Raw genomic sequence first — 18,219 nt, forward strand, 5'->3', positions numbered from 1 at the left:
ATTAGGAGTGCTGAGTTAAGAGTTATTGTTTTCTTCCTTATCTCCCTCATCCCCCTCCCCCAATCTTCTACTAATTCCCTTGCAACGGGGCATTCAAGATTTTCTCGATGCGATCGCGCGTTTCTAGGATATGCGCTTTCGTATACTCATCGTCAGAGTTTACCTGCTTAAGTTTATCGTCTAATTGTGTGAGCTTATACCATGCCAATGTGCGAGCATCTTCTGGTACAGATTCTTTCCGCAACACCATCGCAGTTAAAATATTGAGATATTCACGTTGCAAGCCGCGCCGCAAACTAGTAATCTTCAGGGGTTGGTTTTTTGGTTTTAAGACTTCTGTCCAGATTCCTGATTGCAAAGTGTCAAATAGTTCAGGAAGAGTCAGTGCTTCTCCTGATTGGGTTTTGAGTTCGATATCCTTAAGGCGAGAAAGGCGATCGCGTGAGAGTAAATCCCGCAACACTGAACGCTGTAGCAGCAACACCATTTCAGAAATGGGATAATCTAAACGACCAACTTGTGGATCGCTACCCCAATGTCGCCAACGAGAAGGCGCTAATTTATTCAGCAGTTCTGGTGAAAAGTTGAGCGCATCCTCTGCAAAGATATACTTTTGCAATGTTTTTAAAGCCTGTCGTTGTTGTTCAACTGGCACTGGTTGAAATGGTAATTGGCGCTGATATTCGCTAGCATGGACTCGGTAAAAAGACTGTCCACCAATATATTTGGAAGTATAGTATATCTGCTGAAAATAGTTACCTAATACTGTGCTAAAACGTTCGCTCACATCACTAAAACTGTCTCCCTCCGTTGGCAAACGTTCATTGAGACGCTCCCACATCAAACGAGAGTTATTCAATTGCCACTGTGAATAAAGTAGTACATCACCGCTGTTATCCCAAGCATCAGCTGTGGGGTCGAGATCATACACATCTTCATCTGTAGAATAACTTAACTCAGGCTTGTAAGATTGTTTAGCAATTTCCTCTAAAATCGGCTTTTCCGCCACAGGAGTTACTGCCTGAGTTGGGGTGTAACCGTACTGAATCGCCCATTCGTCATATACTCCCACCATATTTGGAAAATAATCTCCTTGCTTTGTACCTTGAGGGGCGATGTTTGGGGGAATGTAGTCCATCACCGATGCTGTCAAACCTTTACTGCGGGTGATTTCTGTATTATTCATATCGTCTGGTGGCAGCAGCGTACTACCACGGAAGTTGTGGCGTAAACCAAGGGTATGTCCAACTTCGTGAGCGATAATTAAACGTAAATATTGATGAATGTATTCTTTTACCTTGTCTTTGCTGGGTGTGCTGTCTGGCAGTAGTGACATTGCCAATGAACCAAAGGCAAACTGATTAGCAGCTTCCATCCCATAGCATAAATCGTACTCACCTGCGAGTTTGGATAAACCATTTAACAACTGTTGTTCTGGCATCTGCTGGGGAGTATTATTGTCTGTCGCATTGAAACCTTTGGTGCAAAGCAGACGATTTTGCATCAATGCTGATAAAGTAGTGCTAGCCTGTGTTTGACTAGGTTGGATAGTTTTGCGATAGTCATTCTTGAGCATCCGTACAAAACTGGCATCGACTACAATGTCTGCATCCAAAATTTCCCCAGTTAACGGATTAACACGGGATGGCCCCAGCGCAAAGTATCCATCTACGGTGTTAATCCAGCGAATTGTGTTGTAGCGGATATCTGCTGAGTCCCATGTAGCGTTATCTGGCATTTGCCGAACTTCAATCGCATCTTTAAATCCCACTTTCAGAAAGGCTTTGTTCCACATCAGTACCCCTTCTTTAATGGCATCGCGGTACTCTAAAGGCACAGCGTTATCAATCCAGAAGACAATCGGTTGTTTCGGTGGAGAAATTGCTGCTTTGGGATCTTGTTTTTGCAGATTCCAGCGATTGATGTAGCGGACAAAGGGATCACCCTGATTGTCATTGGATAAGTCTTGGTAAGCGGTGATAAAATAGCCGACGCGATCGTCTGCTAAACGTGGTTGGTAATTGTTGTTTGGTAGTTGCGAGAGACTGTAGTGAACACGCAGGGTAAAACCACGACTGTCAGGTAGCGTGGCATAACTTTGCGTTTCATTAGTGCGATTGCTGACGCTGCGGGAGAAATTTAAAACCGACTCAACTTCTATGTTTTGGGGAAAGACTTTTGCAGTACCAAAATAGGAACGGTCTGTGCTGGGAGACAATCCCAAACTCGCAGATAATCCGGCTAAGTCTGTGAGTAGCAAGTCACCTAAGTCAATTAGAATAGTTTTGCGTTGGGGATGAATACTTTTAATAGCAACGCTGTAGAGAACAGAGTCACTGAAAGACCTCGCAAGCGATCGCACTTGCGGATCTCCCTCGCGAGTGCGAAAGTTAACATTGCGAACAGTAAAATATAACTTATTATCTACTCTTTGAAAATAAAATAAAAAGTCTTGTAAAGGTATACCACTGTAAATACCTCGCTCACCAATTCCAGATTCTAAAGTTCCTGTAGCTAGGTAATTTTTATTTAATTGTTCTGGTTTAATTTCTAAATAAATTTTATTCTTCTCTTTCTGGCGATAAAGGGTAAAAAGCCCCCCTGACTTTTGCGTATCCTTGATTACTTGATCAAAAGGCTGAAAGTCATCTTTTTTTGCCGGTGTAACACTAGAGTTAGGTTTTTCATTTGGTTTGTCTGGGGTTTTTTGTACTTGTAAAAATGGTTGCTGACCTGCTTTTCTAGGCTCTGTCACTACCCAGTTAAAAGGCTGGCTTTGTACATATTTGTTCTGATTAATTACCCAAACTTGCTTTGATGGCAGCCTCAGTTTTTTGTCAACATTAGCGTTCCTTGACAAGGTTAAAGAAGTTTTTATTTTGCCATCTCTAATACTCATTAACTTACCAGAAGCCAAGCTAGCCTTGTCTACTTTGATAGCTTGAGTTTTCCTTGCATCTTCTAGAACTTGCTCTGCTTGATGCTTAGTATCCAAGTCCCCATCGACTCTAATCGGTAATGACTTAGCTCTAGCAGTTGCTATTCCTAAAAACAAACCATGTAGCAAAATTATATAAAAAGTTAATCTTTTCATCTATCTATCCCTGATAATTATTTCGCAGCTAATGTTCAAATTTTGTAAACCTATACTCTCTCCTGTGTTGCAATAGTTTTATCTAAGAGAAGTTTGCTCGGCACAAGCCACCGCTTAGAACTTTGGTAGACATTTTTAGCTGCTTGATATCAAGCAGCTAACTTTTTAGTTTAGTTCTAATTGCGATTTTTCTGCTTTGTTGTGCTGTTTTGCTATAGTATTTCTGCTAACAATTGCCTCTGTAGCAAAGAGTACGTATTATTTTGACATCCAGTTAGTAAAGATGCTGAAACAAAAATATAGCAACTTAGCCAAAATACTAAAGGCAACTCAAAAATGAAAAAGTTTTCTAGCTGACACTTTAGTTTTATCAAGAAAAAGCAGGAATCTCCTGGGGGTTAGTGCTTACAAAAGCACTATTAATTGTAACTAGTATCTATCTATACTAACAAATTTTACATGAGAGAATCTCATTGAATAAGAAAAAGCTTGAAAAAGAGTTTATCAAAATAGGAATTAACAAGTATTAAAAGGCACAGAAATGACAATATTTTTATCTCAAATCTGGAAAGTGTTGAGAAATTATGTGAGGGGTAAAGAATTACAAGAAAAGCCAAAGTCAAAATCTTTGACAGGCGAAGTAATTTTATCTCCAGGCAAAATTATTAAAGAACTAGATAAAAGCGTTAAATTGGCTGAAAATAATTGGCAAGATGCTGTATGGTATCAAAGATTACAAAAAAGTTTGGAGCAATGGACAATATCAGGTAGTGATTTGGCTATTAAGACAGGCTACAGCACACCACCTGTAGAAGGGCAGCAGCTTGCCACAAGTAATCGCCAGATGGACGCAGAGATTTACGATTTGCTAGGTAATGGTGCGCTGAAACCAGAAATAGTTGAGCAAGTAATGGAATTCCTTCGGGGTAGTAAAAAAATTAGCATTACACTGCTTTTCCAGCGCCTAGAAGATTTTTATCGTCGCTGGTGTCAGGGGGAATTTATTGATGCAACACCAGATAAAAATCTGCCTCAGCAAAAAATGTTAAAGCTGGCAGCACAAAAAATTACTCTCGGACTGAGACAGATAGACATATATACAGGACTTAACGTGCTGATTTTACTGTTGGAGTTACATCATTATGCTCAAGAGCAAGATGAACTCAAAGCACAAATCACGTTCTATCCTTCTGCCCAACCAGATACAGATAATTTTTTCACATCCCAGTTACTGCGGATCATCAACTATAGCGATGCCCTGGAAATTGGTAACTTTAGTACTATAGTCGGGGAATTCCTCAAAGGCGGTAAATTTAGAGGTGCTTATTTAGGTGATGCCAATCTGACTGGGGTGAACTTCAGCGGTGCTGACCTTAGCGGTGCTTACTTAGGTGATGCCAACTTAACTGGCGTCAACTTTAGCGGTGCTAACCTAGCTGGTGCTAACCTCAATGATGCCAACCTCAGCGGTGCTAACTTGACTGGCGCTAACTTGACTGGTGCTGACCTCAACAGCACTAACCTCAGCGGTGCAAATCTTAGTGGTGTTAACCTCAACCGTGGGGAACTCAGCAGTGCTGACCTCAGCAGCACTCATCTCAGTCATGCCAATCTCAGTCATGCCAACTTGACTGGTACTAATCTCAAAGATGCCGACCTCAGTCATGCTGACTTTAGCAACGCTAACCTCTTTGGTGCTAATCTGAGTGACGCTAACCTCAGCAGCATTAACCTTAACCATGCTGACCTTTGCCGCGCCGACCTCAGCGGTGCTGATTTGCGCCACGCTACCCTCAATGGCACAAACTTGAGTGACACAATTCTGTTCAGTACTAACCTCAGCAACGCCATCCTTGTAGCTGCTGACCTTAGCTACGCCAAACTCAACGGTGCGAAGCTTAACGACGCTAAACTTGATGGTGCAATGTTCTTAGGCGCTGACCTTAGCGGCGTAGACCTCACGGGAGTCACTCTCAATGATGCCGACCTCAGTGGGGGAACTCTCAATGATGCTGACCTCAGCGGCGCTGACCTCACCGATGCTGTATTTTTTGGCACAGACCTCAGCTATGCTCACTTAAATAACGCTAACCTCTCTGGTAGTAACCTCAGCGGTGCTATTTTAAATGGTGCGGATCTCAGCCACAGTAACCTCAGTCAAGCGATTCTTGGTGGTGCTGACCTTAGTGAGGCTAATCTTGAAGAAATGACTTGGGGTGTAATGCAGCAATGGAAGGGTGTACGGGGATTAGAAACGGCAGTTAATGTACCTGATGCAATGAAAGAACAATTGGGATTGCGTTGAGGGGAGAGGGAATTTGCCTAATAAGTAAATAGACATAATTAAACTGAAGATGCTTGTGGCTCTTAGTTTGTGCTTTAGCGCTAAAGCGCAAACTACAAACTTTAATTTATCTATCTCTACTTAGTTAAGATATGCGATCGCTTCTTTCTCTCTTCTTCTGTACCTCTTTAAGTATGGTAGGCTACTAGGCGTCTAAGTTCCCGTTGCTACACTAAAATAAACAGGTCGCTGAATGGCTACATCTGCGATATGACCGCTAATCAAGAATTATCACGACTATTTATGAATCATCAGTTTTACACTAGGCTCTAAATAATCAGTGATTATCAGGGTTCATACGCATGAAAAAGCACCTATCAGAAAGCTGGCAACAGTTTCGGACATCCTTCGCAGTTGAGGAGAGTCAGAACACAACAATTGAAACTGGTAAAGCAGTTTTAGAAGCAGCTAAAACTTTTAAAGAACAAAGTACTAATGTAGAAGCTTTAAAACTTCTATTACAAAATTCGTCTTCATTATTAGATATTCTATGTTCTCCGTTAACGCAGGTATTGCGTGCAAGGTTGCCCTTTTTACCAATTGGTATAGCTTTATTGAGGTTTGATCGCGAAGTCACTAAGCAATATCCTTCTTTAGAAGACTGCGTATTTATAGTTAGTCAAGTAGCTTATTTGGAAAGTGTTATAGAAATTTTATCTTTATATCCTGCTGTTAATTGGGATGCAAATCTGAATATTACTAAAGTTTTAACAAAGCAACTGCAAAAAATTAGCCAAATTGAATTAAATTATCACACTGCGAGCCAGGCGATCGCCTGTTTTCATCAATCAGAATTAGCACCAGCTTTTAATAAAGTGTTATTGGCTCGGTTGATGGCAGTGAATATCCCAAAAGCTAATGCCATTCTTTTAACAAAACGAATAGCTTGGAATACTCATCGCTACATGATTAAAGCTTGGATACAATCCGGTGATGCCGTTAAAAATGTGATTCAAAATTCTTTGAGGCAATGGTATAAAGAACAGCAAAAACTTCAAAGTGTTGATGCATATTTACAAAGATATCTTACAGCTAAATCTTTAGAAAATATTTTTGATGAAAACTTTGCATTCAAAGATATATATGTACCTCTCAAAGCTAAGTATGTAAACGAAAATCCAGAAACTGTAGATTTAGAAAAATGGGCTAAGGAAATCTTATTAAATCCAAATGCCAAGGAACAGGTGATATTTATCCAAGGATACTCAGGAAGTGGTAAAAGTTTCTTTTGTAAAATGTTTGCTGATTGGATAAGGCAGCATTTATATCCCATTTGGACACCAATTTTGATTGAGATAAAGGATATTATCTCTTTTGAACCTAGTTTAGAAAGTATTTTGGAAGCAAAACTACAAAAGATTTTTTTTTCAAGTGATGATAGTTGGTTAAAAAATCACCATATCCGATTTTTATTTATCTTAGATGGTTTAGATGAATTGCAATCCAAGCCTAGGATTAACTTTAATATAGAAGCATTTATTAAACAAGTAGCAAGATTCCAGCATGAATACAATAGCCATAATGAGATGGGGCATCGAGTTCTAATAACAGGTAGAGCGATGCCTACGCAAAGTATCCATTACTTGTCCTGTGGCTTCAAGTCGGTAGAAATTTTGGAAATTGATAAGCAACTTCAAGAAATATGGTTGAGTAAATGGGAAATATTACAAGGAAATAAAGATAATACCGCAGCATTGTGGCATTTTTTGCAAAGCGATGAATGTCCACCACAAGTTCAGCAATTAGCACAAGAGCCGCTCTTGCTATATTTATTAGCTGCTATGTATCGAGATGGAAAATTAACAGTTGATAAATTAAAGCAAAAAAATCAGCAAATAGCGAAAACTGTGATTTATCAGGAGGCTTTAAACTGGGTATTGACAAAACATCATTTAGAAGGCGATCGCTCAACAGATAGTGGCAATCAATTAAATATTGGAATAGCTAATCAAGAAGCTAAAGATTTAAAACGTATTCTTACAGAAGCAGCAGCTTGTGTAGTTCAATCGGGAGGTAAGTTTGCCTCAATCTCAATGTTAGAGGCACGTTTAGAAGAAGATGAAACAGCAAAAGCCTTAATTATAAAAGCTAAAAAAAGACTGATTAAAGAACCTATAAAAACGGCTTTTGCGGCTTTTTATATTTGTTCTACTGATAAACCAGAGAGTAGAGTTGAGTTTTTTCATAAGAGTTTTAGTGATTTTCTATTTGCCGAATGCTTGAGAACACACTTCAAAATTTGGACACAATACTACGAAGCAGAAGACGGAAGACAACTTATTACTACCGATGCCCAGATGAATTGGGAAATTTATGATTTACTGGGTTTTGGCAGACTAACGTTAGAAATTGTGGAATTTGCAATAGGGTTACTCATTGAGAGCCAAAATTTTCCTTGGGAACAGCTATTTAGACGTTTAGAAAATTTTTACCGCAGCTGGTGTCAAGGAAAATTCATTGATTCTGCTGAAGACACTTTGCCACAGAAAAAGTTGCGACAGTTACACAAGTACGGAATTCAAAAGCTAGGTCAACGTCAGGTAGATATCTACACAGGTTTGAATGTGATGATTTTGCTCTTAGAGTTGCATCGTTATGCTCAAGAGCGAGATGATCTTAAAGAACAAATTGTCTTTTATCCATCTAGACAAGCTGAAGAAGAATTTTATTTTACAAACCAACTACTTCACATCATTAATTACAGTGATTGTATTCAACCTGAGAATTTTAATCATGTAGTTGGGCAATTTCTTAGCAACGCTAACCTTAATGGCGCTATCCTTAGCGGGGTAGACCTTAGCAACGCTAATCTGTGTGGTACAAACCTCAGTGGTGCAAACCTCAGTGGCGCTATCCTCAGCAACGCTAATCTCAGTAACGCTAATCTTAGTGGTGCTATTCTCAGCGGTGCTATCCTTAACAGCGCTATCCTCAACAGCGCCAGTCTCAACAATGCCATCCTTAGCAGCGCCATCCTCAATAGCGCCATCCTCAATAAGGCTATCCTCAATAGTGCTATCTTTAGCGTTGCAGACCTTAGCGGCGCTAACCTTAGCAATGCAGACCTTCAGGGTGCTATTCTCAGGGGTGCTATCCTTACTAACGCAGACCTCAGCGACGCAGACCTGAGTGGTGTAGACTTCAGCAGCACTATTCTCAGAGGCGCTAACCTCAGTCGCGCTAATCTCAGCAATGACATCTTTGGAGATATTGTTTGGGACGAAAATACTAACTGGGACGATGTACAAGGGCTAGATACAGCAATTAATGTGCCAGAAGCTTTATTGCAAGAGTTATGGTTGGCGTGAGAGGTAGTTGAGAGACCAAGGCGAACACTTGCAATGACAAGTAATTCAGTATGGCGATCGCATTCCTTGCATACTCAAGCTGTTAATTCTGCTTTACACTTAGGATGCGTAGGCGCAGCCCGCACTTCGACAAAGCTCAGTGACCACCGTAGGCATCGCAGTAATTGAACTCACGTTATATTGACAAAGATAAAGGGTAAAAGAAAAACCTTTCCCCTTTATCCCTACAAAACTTTGCATATTTCGGTTTAATCGCGTTTACTTACTTCGGCAAAACCGCACTTTGGCGCACAGTACGCTTGCGATCGCTTTTACGAATACCCCCAGCCATCTGATACTCATGGCTATTGCTACCATATTTATAAGCAATACCACGCAAAATTTTCTCAGAATAGTCTGCTAAATCTTGTTCATTTTCGATGATTTGGGTTAGTAAGACATCAATAGTGGAGAGGGTGGTATTGTATGCTTCTAGAGATTGCCGGAGGCTTTCGATTTTTTCAGTATAATCTTTGACTGTTAACCTCTCTCCGACATCGAGAGTTGGACTAATAGATTTAATGCTTGCAAGACGTACTTGAGCTTTGCCAAGAGTACGTGAATTGCGTTTTTTTCTTGCCATAATTAATACTCATCTTCTAAACTTCTGATAACTCTATATTGGACAATTGTTGAAAAAGTTGTCATACGTGAAATTGTTGATTTTTTTGAAAAAGTTTAAAAGTTAAGTACTTTACAATATTTTTTGCTCATTGAAACCACATTTATTCTTGAGACACAGCACTACTGTGCCTCAAAAGCGTATTCTATCTAAGGAAAGATGCTGTAACAGAAGTGTGTTTCCCATAACGTGAAAGCGGAAGCTGCTACAGACTGCGCGAAACACGGAAACGTTAAAGCGGAAGCTCCTACAGGGAAGGCGGAAGCTGCTACAGACTGCGCGAAACACGGAAACGTCAAAGCGGAAGCTCCTACAGGGAAGGCGGAAGCTGCTACAGACTGCGCGAAACACGGAAACGTTAAAGCAGAAGCTCCTACAGGGAAAGCGGAAGCTGCTACAGACTGCGCGAAACACGGAAACGTTAAAGCGGAAGCTCCTACAGGGAAGGCAGAAGCTGCTACAGACTGCGCGAAAGTTGCTCCCTTCGACTTCGCTCAGGGAGCATTCTTGTGATGGTTGAGCAAAGCAATGGACTGAGCGGCTGGTGAGGTAGCACAGTCGTACCCCTCCGGGCAAGCAAGCTATGTGTAGCGTCCCGCAGGGAAGGGAGTCAAACTATACCGAAGTGTCAAAGCTAGTCAATCTACTGTAATGAGTTTCATTTTGACATTCGGCTAACTTATGCAACAAATTCGTATCCCCTGAAATCAGAGCTTGCTTCTTTTTTCGACTCCAACCTTGCACCTGCTTCTCACGCTCAAAAGCATCCACCACGCACTGATAATACTCACAGAAAACTAGCTTCACAGGCAACCGTTTCGCCGTGTGGTTTGCGCCCTCACCTTGTTGATGTTGCCACAGCCGCCGCTCAAGATCGGTTGTACTACCTGTGTAATAACTGCCATCAGCACATTCAAGAATGTACACATAAGCCATAAATTGATTTGCGCGATCGCTTTCTAGTTAAAAAAAGTGTTCCCTGAGCGAAGTCGAAGGGAACACCTGCTGCTGAATTTTCATAATTCTTGTAAAATTTGAACAGCAGTTAATGTTTAGATCGGCAAATACCAGTGAAGCGATGCCTGGGTTGGGCTGCGCCTACGCGTGTTTTAAGAAGTGCATTGTTTAACTTTTGTAAGCGATCGCTCCAGAAGTTTCCCGAAAGTGCGATGGCGATGCCTGCGGCGGGCATCGCCATCTTGTCACCACGCATCATAAGAACCTGTTTATGAATTGTGCGAGCGCTGTTGTGCATTGCGTTATGCTGTTGTGATTAATATAACTTTTAATCACGCCATTTTGCATACACATAGTTATTCAAAATATTTTCATCTTTGCTCAGTAATATATTATTATTTAACAGAGCATTTGCGGTAATAATCCGATCAAAAGGATCGCGAGTCCAAGTAATAGTTAAGCTAGTACTAATAATATTATTAAAGTTTTGATTACATATCTTTAAACCAATTTCATCCGACAGATTAGAAATAATCACATCCGGTTCATCCTTAAGACGTTTTATTTCATATAAATACTGTAACTCTAATGGAATAATTGGCGAAATATAAACGTCGTTATCATTAATTAAAGTTTTAGCAATATCAGTTAATTTATCTGTCAATCCAGCATAGAGCCATGCTACTACATGAGTGTCAAGATAAATCAATATTAATCTCCTGTTCCCAACTGATATTAACTAAATCATCTGGATTTCCTTGGATAGCATCAGATTTAAATGTCAAATTTTGAAGCTTATCTTGTTTTTCTAAAGGAACAATTTTTAATAACTTGCCATTTTTGTTAATTTCTAGTGGAATACCTGTTTCTAGTACTTCATCTAGTAGACGTTCAATGTTATTACTTAATTCCGTGAGTGTAACCTTTTTCATTGCCTTTATGAATGTTTGACATTCATATTGTTTATGAGCTTAGATATCATAGCAAAAATTCTTCCCTTACCTTGAAAGATTGTGATGGCATATAGCAACAATGCCTCAAATTTTCTAGTACTGTGGATGCGTGCGATCGTCTCCGACGGGGCGTAGCCCATCGCCATCTTTTCACCGCGCATCATCAAAATCTGTGCGATTGTAAGCGATCGCCCCAGAAGTTTCTCGAAAGTGCGATGGCTACGCCCGCCGCAGGCATCGCAGTACCAGTAATTGATTTCTTTAAGCAAAACGTTCCCTGAGCGAAGTCGAAGGGAACATTCTAATTACTCTTAGTATCAATGCCATCGCAGAGAGTGCGATCGCGATCGCTTACATTAGGATTTGATTGTAAATAACCACGTAGCCTAGCGCAACTGTAGCTCATGAGATCGTTGAGACTATCAGAAATGATTAAATTATTAAGATAATTTGGGTACATATTCCAGAGTTTTACGGTATTGTCCCTACTAGCAAAAGCGATGGTCTTGCCATCGGGGCTGAATGCTACGCTCAAGACATAACTGCTATGCCCGTTGAGGGTAGTGATTTCCTTCCCTGTAGTCGCATTCCAGAGTTTTACGGTAGTATCAGAACTAGCAGAAGCGATGGTCTTGCCATCGGGGCTGAATGCTACGCCCAAGACCGAATTGCTATGCCCGTTGAGGGTAGTGATTTCCTTACTTGTAGTCGCATTCCAGAGTTTTACGGTAGTATCAGAACTAGCAGAAGCGATGGTCTTGCCATCGGGGCTGAACGCTATGCCTAAGACATCACTGCTATGCCCGTTGAGGGTAGTGATTTCCTTACCTGTAGCCGCATTCCAGAGTTTTACGGTAGTATCAGAACTAGCAGAAGCGATGGTCTTGCCATCGGGGCTGAATGCTACGCCCAAGACCGAATTGCTATGCCCGTTGAGGGTAGTGATTTCCTTCCCTGTAGCCACATTCCAGAGTTTTACGGTAGTATCAGAACTAGCAGAAGCGATGGTCTTGCCATCGGGGCTGAATGCTACGCCATTGACCGAATTGCTATGCCCGTTGAGGGTAGTGATTTCCTTACCTGTAGTCGCATTCCAGAGTTTTACGGTATTGTCTAAACTAGCAGAAGCGATGGTCTTGCCATCGGGGCTGAATGCTACGCTCAAGACATAACTGCTATGCCCGTTGAGGGTAGTGATTTCCTTCCCTGTAGTCGCATTCCAGAGTTTTACGGTAGTATCAGAACTAGCAGAAGCGATGGTCTTGCCATCGGGGCTGAATGCTACGCCATTGACATCACTGCTATGCCCGTTGAGGGTAGTGATTTCCTTACTTGTAGCCGCATTCCAGAGTTTTACGGTAGTATCAGAACTAGCAGAAGCGATGGTCTTGCCATCGGGGCTGAATGCTACGCCATTGACATAACTGCTATGCCCGTTGAGGGTAGTGATTTTCTTACCTGTAGCCGCATTCCAGAGTTTTACGGTAGTATCAGAACTAGCAGAAGCGATGGTCTTGCCATCGGGGCTGAATGCTACGCCATTGACCGAATTGCTATGCCCGTTGAGGGTAGTGATTTCCTTCCCTGTAGCCACATTCCAGAGTTTTACGGTAGTATCAGAACTAGCAGAAGCGATGGTCTTGCCATCGGGGCTGAATGCTACGCCATTGACATCACTGCTATGCCCTTTAAGGGTAGTGATTTCCTTACCTGTAGCCACATTCCAGAGTTTTACGGTAGTATCAGAACTAGCAGAAGCGATGGTCTTGCCATCGGGGCTGAATGCTACGCCATTGACCGAATTGCTATGCCCGTTGAGGGTAGTGATTTCCTTCCCTGTAGTCGCATTCCAGAGTTTTAAGGTATTGTCTAAACTAGCAGAAGCGATGGTCTTGCCATCGGGGCTGAATGCTACGCTCAAGACATAACTGCTATGCCCGTTGAGGGTAGTGATTTCCTTCCCTGTAGCCACATTCCAGAGTTTTACGGTAGTATCAGAACTAGCAGAAGCGATGGTCTTGCCATCGGGGCTGAATGCTATGCCTAAGACATCACTGCTATGCCCTTTAAGGGTAGTGATTTCCTTACCTGTAGCCGCATTCCAGAGTTTTACGGTAGTATCAGAACTAGCAGAAGCGATGGTCTTGCTATCGGGGCTGAATGCTACGCTCAAGACATAATTGCTATGCCCTTCCAAGGAATTCCGCTCTTGCATCTTGTAAATTGCTTGCCTTAGTGCCATTACAGATTGCTGATTAGCAGTTTGTTCTAAATTGGTATCATTCTTAAGTGGTTTACCTAAAATTTGTCTACCTGACTGTAGAGCTGCCACTAAAGCCTCAAGTTGCCTATTAGACAGTAGGGAAGATTCAGAGGTTTGAGCCAGAACGATCGCACTTTGTTGTGCTGCTTCCTTGGCTTTGTTTTGGGCGTTATACCATTGATAACCTGCAAAGATAGCTACTCCAGCTAACCCCATACTAAACAAAGTAACAACTCGGTTTTGCCGTCGTGCTGCTAAGAGCTTTTCTTGTTGGCGTTCTTTCTCTTCTCGAACCAGGTAATTTCGCAGTTGTTGACTCTCCTGAATGTACACCTCGGCTACCCCATTCAGCATTTGCCAATCACCAAATCTAGCTAAATATGCCTCTGCTACTGCTAACCTGTCATCTTTTCTCAGAAACCCTGGCTTTTTATGATTCCTCTCCCATTCTTGGGCTTCTGCTTCAATCTGTCGTTCAATGCCAATTCCCACCTTATATTCCTCTTTCCACTCCCGCAACATTTGCCAGTGGCGGATTAAGGCTTCATGGACAACATCTAAAATTACATCTTGCGAATCCGCCTCATCTGTCTTTGTAATTAATCGCGCATCTTTATCGGCTAACTTCTCACTCACCTGTTGCAAAAGTTCCAAGGAATGATGGGAATTAACCAACTCGCATAAACGCACGCGCCGCCTGACATCTGTGGTTTCTCCCATTTGCGTCAATTCCAGAAAAATCCGCCGCGCCACAGTTTTTTCTGTTGCTGAAAGACTTTCATAAACTGCATCAGCGCGTTTTTGTAGCGTTCCTTCAACCCCGCCTAAATCCTCATAAGTCTTCAGGCTGAGAACCTCATCGCCTTGATTTCTCGACTCACGCCACAATTCAGTCAAGGTATATTGCAGCAAGGGCAAGCTTCCGGGGTAATCTTCAACATCATTAATTAGTTGCTGTTTTAACCTTCCCTCTATGCCTAATCCTACCCAATCAGCCGGTTTAGTAATCGCTTCTTCAATTTCCTCACGGCTTAAGTGTTCGACGTTGATGTAAGGTTTATTGATTCTGCCCGCAAATTTGGGATATTCTCGCCATCTCCCCCGAAAATCCGATCGCATCCCAATGAAAATATAGAGGTTATCTGTACAGTCAATTAATTCCCGCAAACAGTCAAAGAATTCTTGGCGCTGGGTGTCATCGCACATGGTAAAGCATTCTTCAAACTGGTCGATAATCAAAATGACTGGTGTATTTAATGCTTTTAACTGCTCACTGAGGATATATGCAATATTTTCCGTTGTCCCGCCTAATTTTTTAGATCCCCCTAAATCCCCCTTCAAAAGGGGGACTTTAAGAGATTCTTCGCCCCCCTTTTTTAAGGGGGGTTGGGGGGATCTAAGACTTTGAAAGCACACTCCAGGCAAAGAAAGTTCAAAAGCCTCCTGTAAACTCTTAACAGGAGATTCTTTAGGCGTAAACGGAGTAATATAAGTCCAGCGATCGCTCCCTGGAATCTCTTGTCCTAGCTTCAGTTGGTAGAGTAACCCAGCCCGTAACATAGATGATTTTCCACTACCGGAAGCACCTAACACAGCAATTAGGCGATGCTTATCTCTTACCTGTTTAATCAACTGCCCAGTTAGCGCACTCCGCCCATAAAAAACCTCAGCATCTTCCTTTGTCTCGCTAAAATACGACAGAGAACGATAAGGACACTTATCCTGAAAGCTTTTTTGAGAAAACTTAGTTGTCAGCAGAATTGCTCGTGGCGAATTGGCAATTAACGGACGCTGGACTGTATTCGGCATTCGGCTGATAATGAAATCTGCCAACTTGTGGCTATTGATGATCCCATCTGCGTCATTTTCGGGGTTCAATCCTGCGAGTAACGCCTGCGTCAACAACCCCTGCGTGTGGGGAATTTCCACTCCAGTTTCGTAGGAACGGGTGGCAGTAATTAAACAGTAGTCTTTATCTGTGGGAATAAAGTTCAACAATTCACCGCTATAGCAGCAATCTAGCCAAACAACGACTCGTTTAGCCTGACTTCTTTGCAGCTGCTCACCCAACCAACTTAAGGGTATACCATAGATTTCTGCTTCAGGTAGAGCATCACTGGTAGCTAGAAATACTTCTTCTTTGCCCGCCACAGTTTTGCACCACCCATGTCCTGAAAAGAAGAATAACGCTGTTTCTGGGGTGGGGTTTGGATCGGGAGGATTGAAAAGATTAGCGATCGCTTCTCTCAATTCTTGCACCTTTACCGCCCCTTGGCGATCAATTTTACTTTCTCCCTTCTGGTTTAAAGTTCTAGGTAAATACTGAGCGCGAAAAGGTCTATAACCGTATTGTTCTAATTGTTGGGCAATTTTCTGTGCATCCTCTGCTGCTGCTGTTAGCGGCTTTAGGGTGGTGTACTCTGGGTAATAATTAATACCAATAACTTGAGCAGCCCATTCCGATGCCATTTTTATTACCTGACTAACCATTAGAACTTTTTGTTGAACTGTAGGCAAAATCTGTCCACAGCATTGTTTAGGTTGTATGAAAAATCACTAAAATCCAATGCTATAAGCTAAAGTAATTTACACAGTAAAAAGTATAAGAAACAACATTATGTTTAGTAAATTATTCTTCATTAGACATAGAAAATTAAAACTAAATATCAAATATTAGGCTTATATGCTGTAACTAGCTCACTGAAATTATATACTAGTGGTAGTGAGTTTGGTATAAAAACCTATGAATACGAAGGCTGACAATACTATCGTTGCTTTCCTCTTGGCATTTAAAGATTTAAAAACCACCCTTGGAGAACAAGAAAAACAGAATTTAAAAGAAGTGGCAAAGCAATTAGACACCCAACCCAAAGCTTGGGAAGACTATATTAAAGAACGGTTATTAGAAATAATTACCTCTAATCCTGACTTAAATCAGTCTTATCAATCTTATAAATCTCAATTAGATAGCGTAGAAGAAATTCCTGATGATTTACTTCCTACTGAAGCAGAAATGAATAGACTCGATACTCTTGAAAAGGCTCCAATAACTAGAGGCTTTAAACCAAAAAATGAAGCTACAGGCTACGAAAGCCAACTCAATAATGTTGTAGTCATTGTTGGTAGTTCTTCTAAACCAGAAGAAACAGTGAAACAAGCCAAATTTTTAGAAAAATGGAAACAATTTTTATCTCAATCCAATCAACCAAATTAGTTTTGCCCTTGTGATGAGCGATTTAATCTATCCTACACTCGATTTGTTTCTATATGCTTTAAAAACTTCTTTAAACACAACTGATGCAGAAATACAAAAAAACCAAGCAGCATTTTTAGATCAACTACCCTCTGATACTCAATTTAACGATCCTGACATTGAAACCGAGTATTTAGAGATTACCCATCCTCCTCAGATTAACTTTATTTCCTCCAATAACACTTTAGAAGGATACTATTATTCTGTTAGATTAAATGACACTTATGGTTTACAAATTGATTGTTCTATTAATAATCAAACCGAAACTCAACCAGCTAAGTCTTTTACAATCTTAAAAAATGAAATTGAACAAAAGCTTAATAAAGAACTGGCAATAATTGGACAAACATGGATGATTTCTGGCTGGATACCAGAAAACTCCTCTCAGAATTATGAAGATATTGCTAAAGATTGCTATCATGCTTTATTCAGAGATACTTATTGGCAACCAGAAAAAGGTACTTTTTTAGATGGAAAAGTTTTTGAATTATGGCGTTCAGGCAATATAAATCAGAACCGAGAAAAAGTAACTACTTCTTCAAATAATCACGAACATCATGTGATTATTGCTATTTATCCTCATCGAGAGAGCGCAGAAAAAGCTGCGGAATTTTATAAAGATTGGATGGGGTTATTTTGTTATCGAAGTAAGATTTCGTGGGCTTATTGGCAAAGTCGTTTAGTCAAAGAATCTCTGCTCAATCATTATAAAAAAATTGAAGAAAATAGAAAAATTACTGCCCAGAGTAACTATTGGCAGGAAAAGCAAAATTTTACCAGTTCTCGTAATATTTTAAATAATATTGATATCATTCTCCAGCAATACACAATCGATTTACTCAACCTCTCTTTTCAAAAACAAATTATTGAAATTAACTTATCTAATTACCAGCTTCGCTTAGCTTTGATTAAAGAAAAAGCAGGCGGAAACAATCAGTTAGATTTTTTAGAAAAATTTAGCGAACTAGCCAGCAAAAAATATTTACTACAAATTAACAAAGATATCGAAAATATGCAGCTTGGCTTGCAACTTTTAGAAGATACAATTAACGCTACTCGCAGCCGCATAGAAGTCGAAAAATCTGAACGAGAGCGTAACTTCCAAGAGCTTGTAGCTGTTGCAGGCGCTGGTATAGCAACCGTATCTCTGGTAAGAGAGACGGCAAAAGATTGTAAAGATATTTTTAGTCAAGTTCGCTTCTTTTGCAACTATCCTTTAAGTACCAGTCTAATAGTTGGAATCATTGTTAGTTTTATGGTTTGGTGGCTGAGAAAACGATTGCGATAAGTGTTCGCGAAGCGTCTCGTTGGCGCAGCCTCTCGTAGAGAAGAGAAGCTTAAGCCTTCTCCTTTTCCCAAAGAAGACGCTAGCGCGAACGGCTATCC

At 40.9% G+C, this 18,219-nt stretch carries 14 protein-coding genes; 6 read left to right on the top strand and 8 right to left on the bottom strand.

Annotated elements, in window-relative coordinates; translation table 11 throughout:
• Positions 1–70 precede the first annotated feature (70 nt).
• The gene (locus WKK05_RS29730) at positions 71–3,094 is read right to left on the bottom strand and encodes a zinc-dependent metalloprotease (RefSeq protein ID WP_341526606.1); all 3,024 of its coding nucleotides are present in this window, start codon (positions 3,092–3,094) and stop codon (positions 71–73) included.
• 541 nt (positions 3,095–3,635) lie between these two features.
• On the opposite strand from WKK05_RS29730, the gene WKK05_RS29735 reads away from it, so the two are divergent.
• The 3 genes from WKK05_RS29735 to WKK05_RS29745 all read left to right on the top strand — a co-directional run bounded on the left by WKK05_RS29735 (position 3,636) and on the right by WKK05_RS29745 (position 8,914).
• The gene (locus tag WKK05_RS29735) at positions 3,636–5,399 is read left to right on the top strand and encodes a pentapeptide repeat-containing protein (RefSeq protein ID WP_341526607.1); all 1,764 of its coding nucleotides are present in this window, start codon (positions 3,636–3,638) and stop codon (positions 5,397–5,399) included.
• 341 nt (positions 5,400–5,740) lie between these two features.
• Complete coding sequence (locus WKK05_RS29740; RefSeq protein ID WP_341526608.1) at positions 5,741–8,746, top strand: pentapeptide repeat-containing protein; 3,006 nt, start codon at positions 5,741–5,743, stop codon at positions 8,744–8,746.
• Between the two features lie 33 nt (positions 8,747–8,779).
• Positions 8,780–8,914, top strand: coding sequence for a hypothetical protein (locus tag WKK05_RS29745; RefSeq protein WP_341526609.1), 135 nt, complete (start codon positions 8,780–8,782; stop codon positions 8,912–8,914).
• A 94-nt stretch (positions 8,915–9,008) separates the two neighbouring features.
• Here WKK05_RS29745 and WKK05_RS29750 read toward each other — a convergent pair whose 3' ends face one another.
• Positions 9,009–9,368, bottom strand: a complete 360-nt coding sequence (locus WKK05_RS29750; protein WP_341526610.1) for a hypothetical protein — start codon at positions 9,366–9,368, stop codon at positions 9,009–9,011.
• A gap of 228 nt (positions 9,369–9,596) precedes the next feature.
• Here WKK05_RS29750 and WKK05_RS29755 point away from each other — a divergent pair, with 228 nt between their 5' ends.
• Positions 9,597–9,920: a hypothetical protein gene (locus WKK05_RS29755; protein WP_341526611.1), complete on the top strand. Its 324-nt coding sequence runs from the start codon at positions 9,597–9,599 to the stop codon at positions 9,918–9,920.
• A gap of 102 nt (positions 9,921–10,022) precedes the next feature.
• On the opposite strand, the gene WKK05_RS29760 is transcribed toward WKK05_RS29755, so the two are convergent.
• The 6 genes from WKK05_RS29760 to WKK05_RS29785 form a co-directional block, all read right to left on the bottom strand.
• On the bottom strand, positions 10,023–10,343 hold the full coding sequence (locus WKK05_RS29760; RefSeq protein WP_341526612.1) for a GIY-YIG nuclease family protein: 321 nt from the start codon (positions 10,341–10,343) through the stop codon (positions 10,023–10,025).
• Between the two features lie 109 nt (positions 10,344–10,452).
• Complete coding sequence (locus tag WKK05_RS29765; protein ID WP_341526613.1) at positions 10,453–10,662, bottom strand: hypothetical protein; 210 nt, start codon at positions 10,660–10,662, stop codon at positions 10,453–10,455.
• A 30-nt stretch (positions 10,663–10,692) separates the two neighbouring features.
• On the bottom strand, positions 10,693–11,073 hold the full coding sequence (locus tag WKK05_RS29770; protein WP_341526614.1) for a PIN domain-containing protein: 381 nt from the start codon (positions 11,071–11,073) through the stop codon (positions 10,693–10,695).
• Positions 11,060–11,296: a type II toxin-antitoxin system Phd/YefM family antitoxin gene (locus WKK05_RS29775; protein ID WP_335058586.1), complete on the bottom strand. Its 237-nt coding sequence runs from the start codon at positions 11,294–11,296 to the stop codon at positions 11,060–11,062. The genes WKK05_RS29770 and WKK05_RS29775 overlap by 14 nt, the downstream gene beginning before the upstream one ends.
• 5 nt (positions 11,297–11,301) lie before the next feature.
• Positions 11,302–11,586: a hypothetical protein gene (locus WKK05_RS29780; protein WP_341526615.1), complete on the bottom strand. Its 285-nt coding sequence runs from the start codon at positions 11,584–11,586 to the stop codon at positions 11,302–11,304.
• Between the two features lie 32 nt (positions 11,587–11,618).
• Complete coding sequence (locus WKK05_RS29785; RefSeq protein WP_341526616.1) at positions 11,619–16,049, bottom strand: caspase family protein; 4,431 nt, start codon at positions 16,047–16,049, stop codon at positions 11,619–11,621.
• A 274-nt stretch (positions 16,050–16,323) separates the two neighbouring features.
• Between WKK05_RS29785 and WKK05_RS29790 the strand changes: the two genes are divergently transcribed.
• Both WKK05_RS29790 and WKK05_RS29795 read left to right on the top strand, forming a co-directional pair.
• Positions 16,324–16,794 (top strand): hypothetical protein, encoded by a 471-nt coding sequence (locus WKK05_RS29790; protein WP_341526617.1) that lies wholly within the window; start codon positions 16,324–16,326, stop codon positions 16,792–16,794.
• 13 nt (positions 16,795–16,807) lie between these two features.
• A complete protein-coding gene (locus WKK05_RS29795; protein ID WP_341526618.1) occupies positions 16,808–18,121 on the top strand; it encodes a hypothetical protein in 1,314 nt (437 codons plus the stop codon).
• Positions 18,122–18,219 lie beyond the last annotated feature (98 nt).

It is taken from the genome of Nostoc sp. UHCC 0302, from assembly GCF_038096175.1.
Lineage (GTDB): Bacteria > Cyanobacteriota > Cyanobacteriia > Cyanobacteriales > Nostocaceae > UHCC-0302.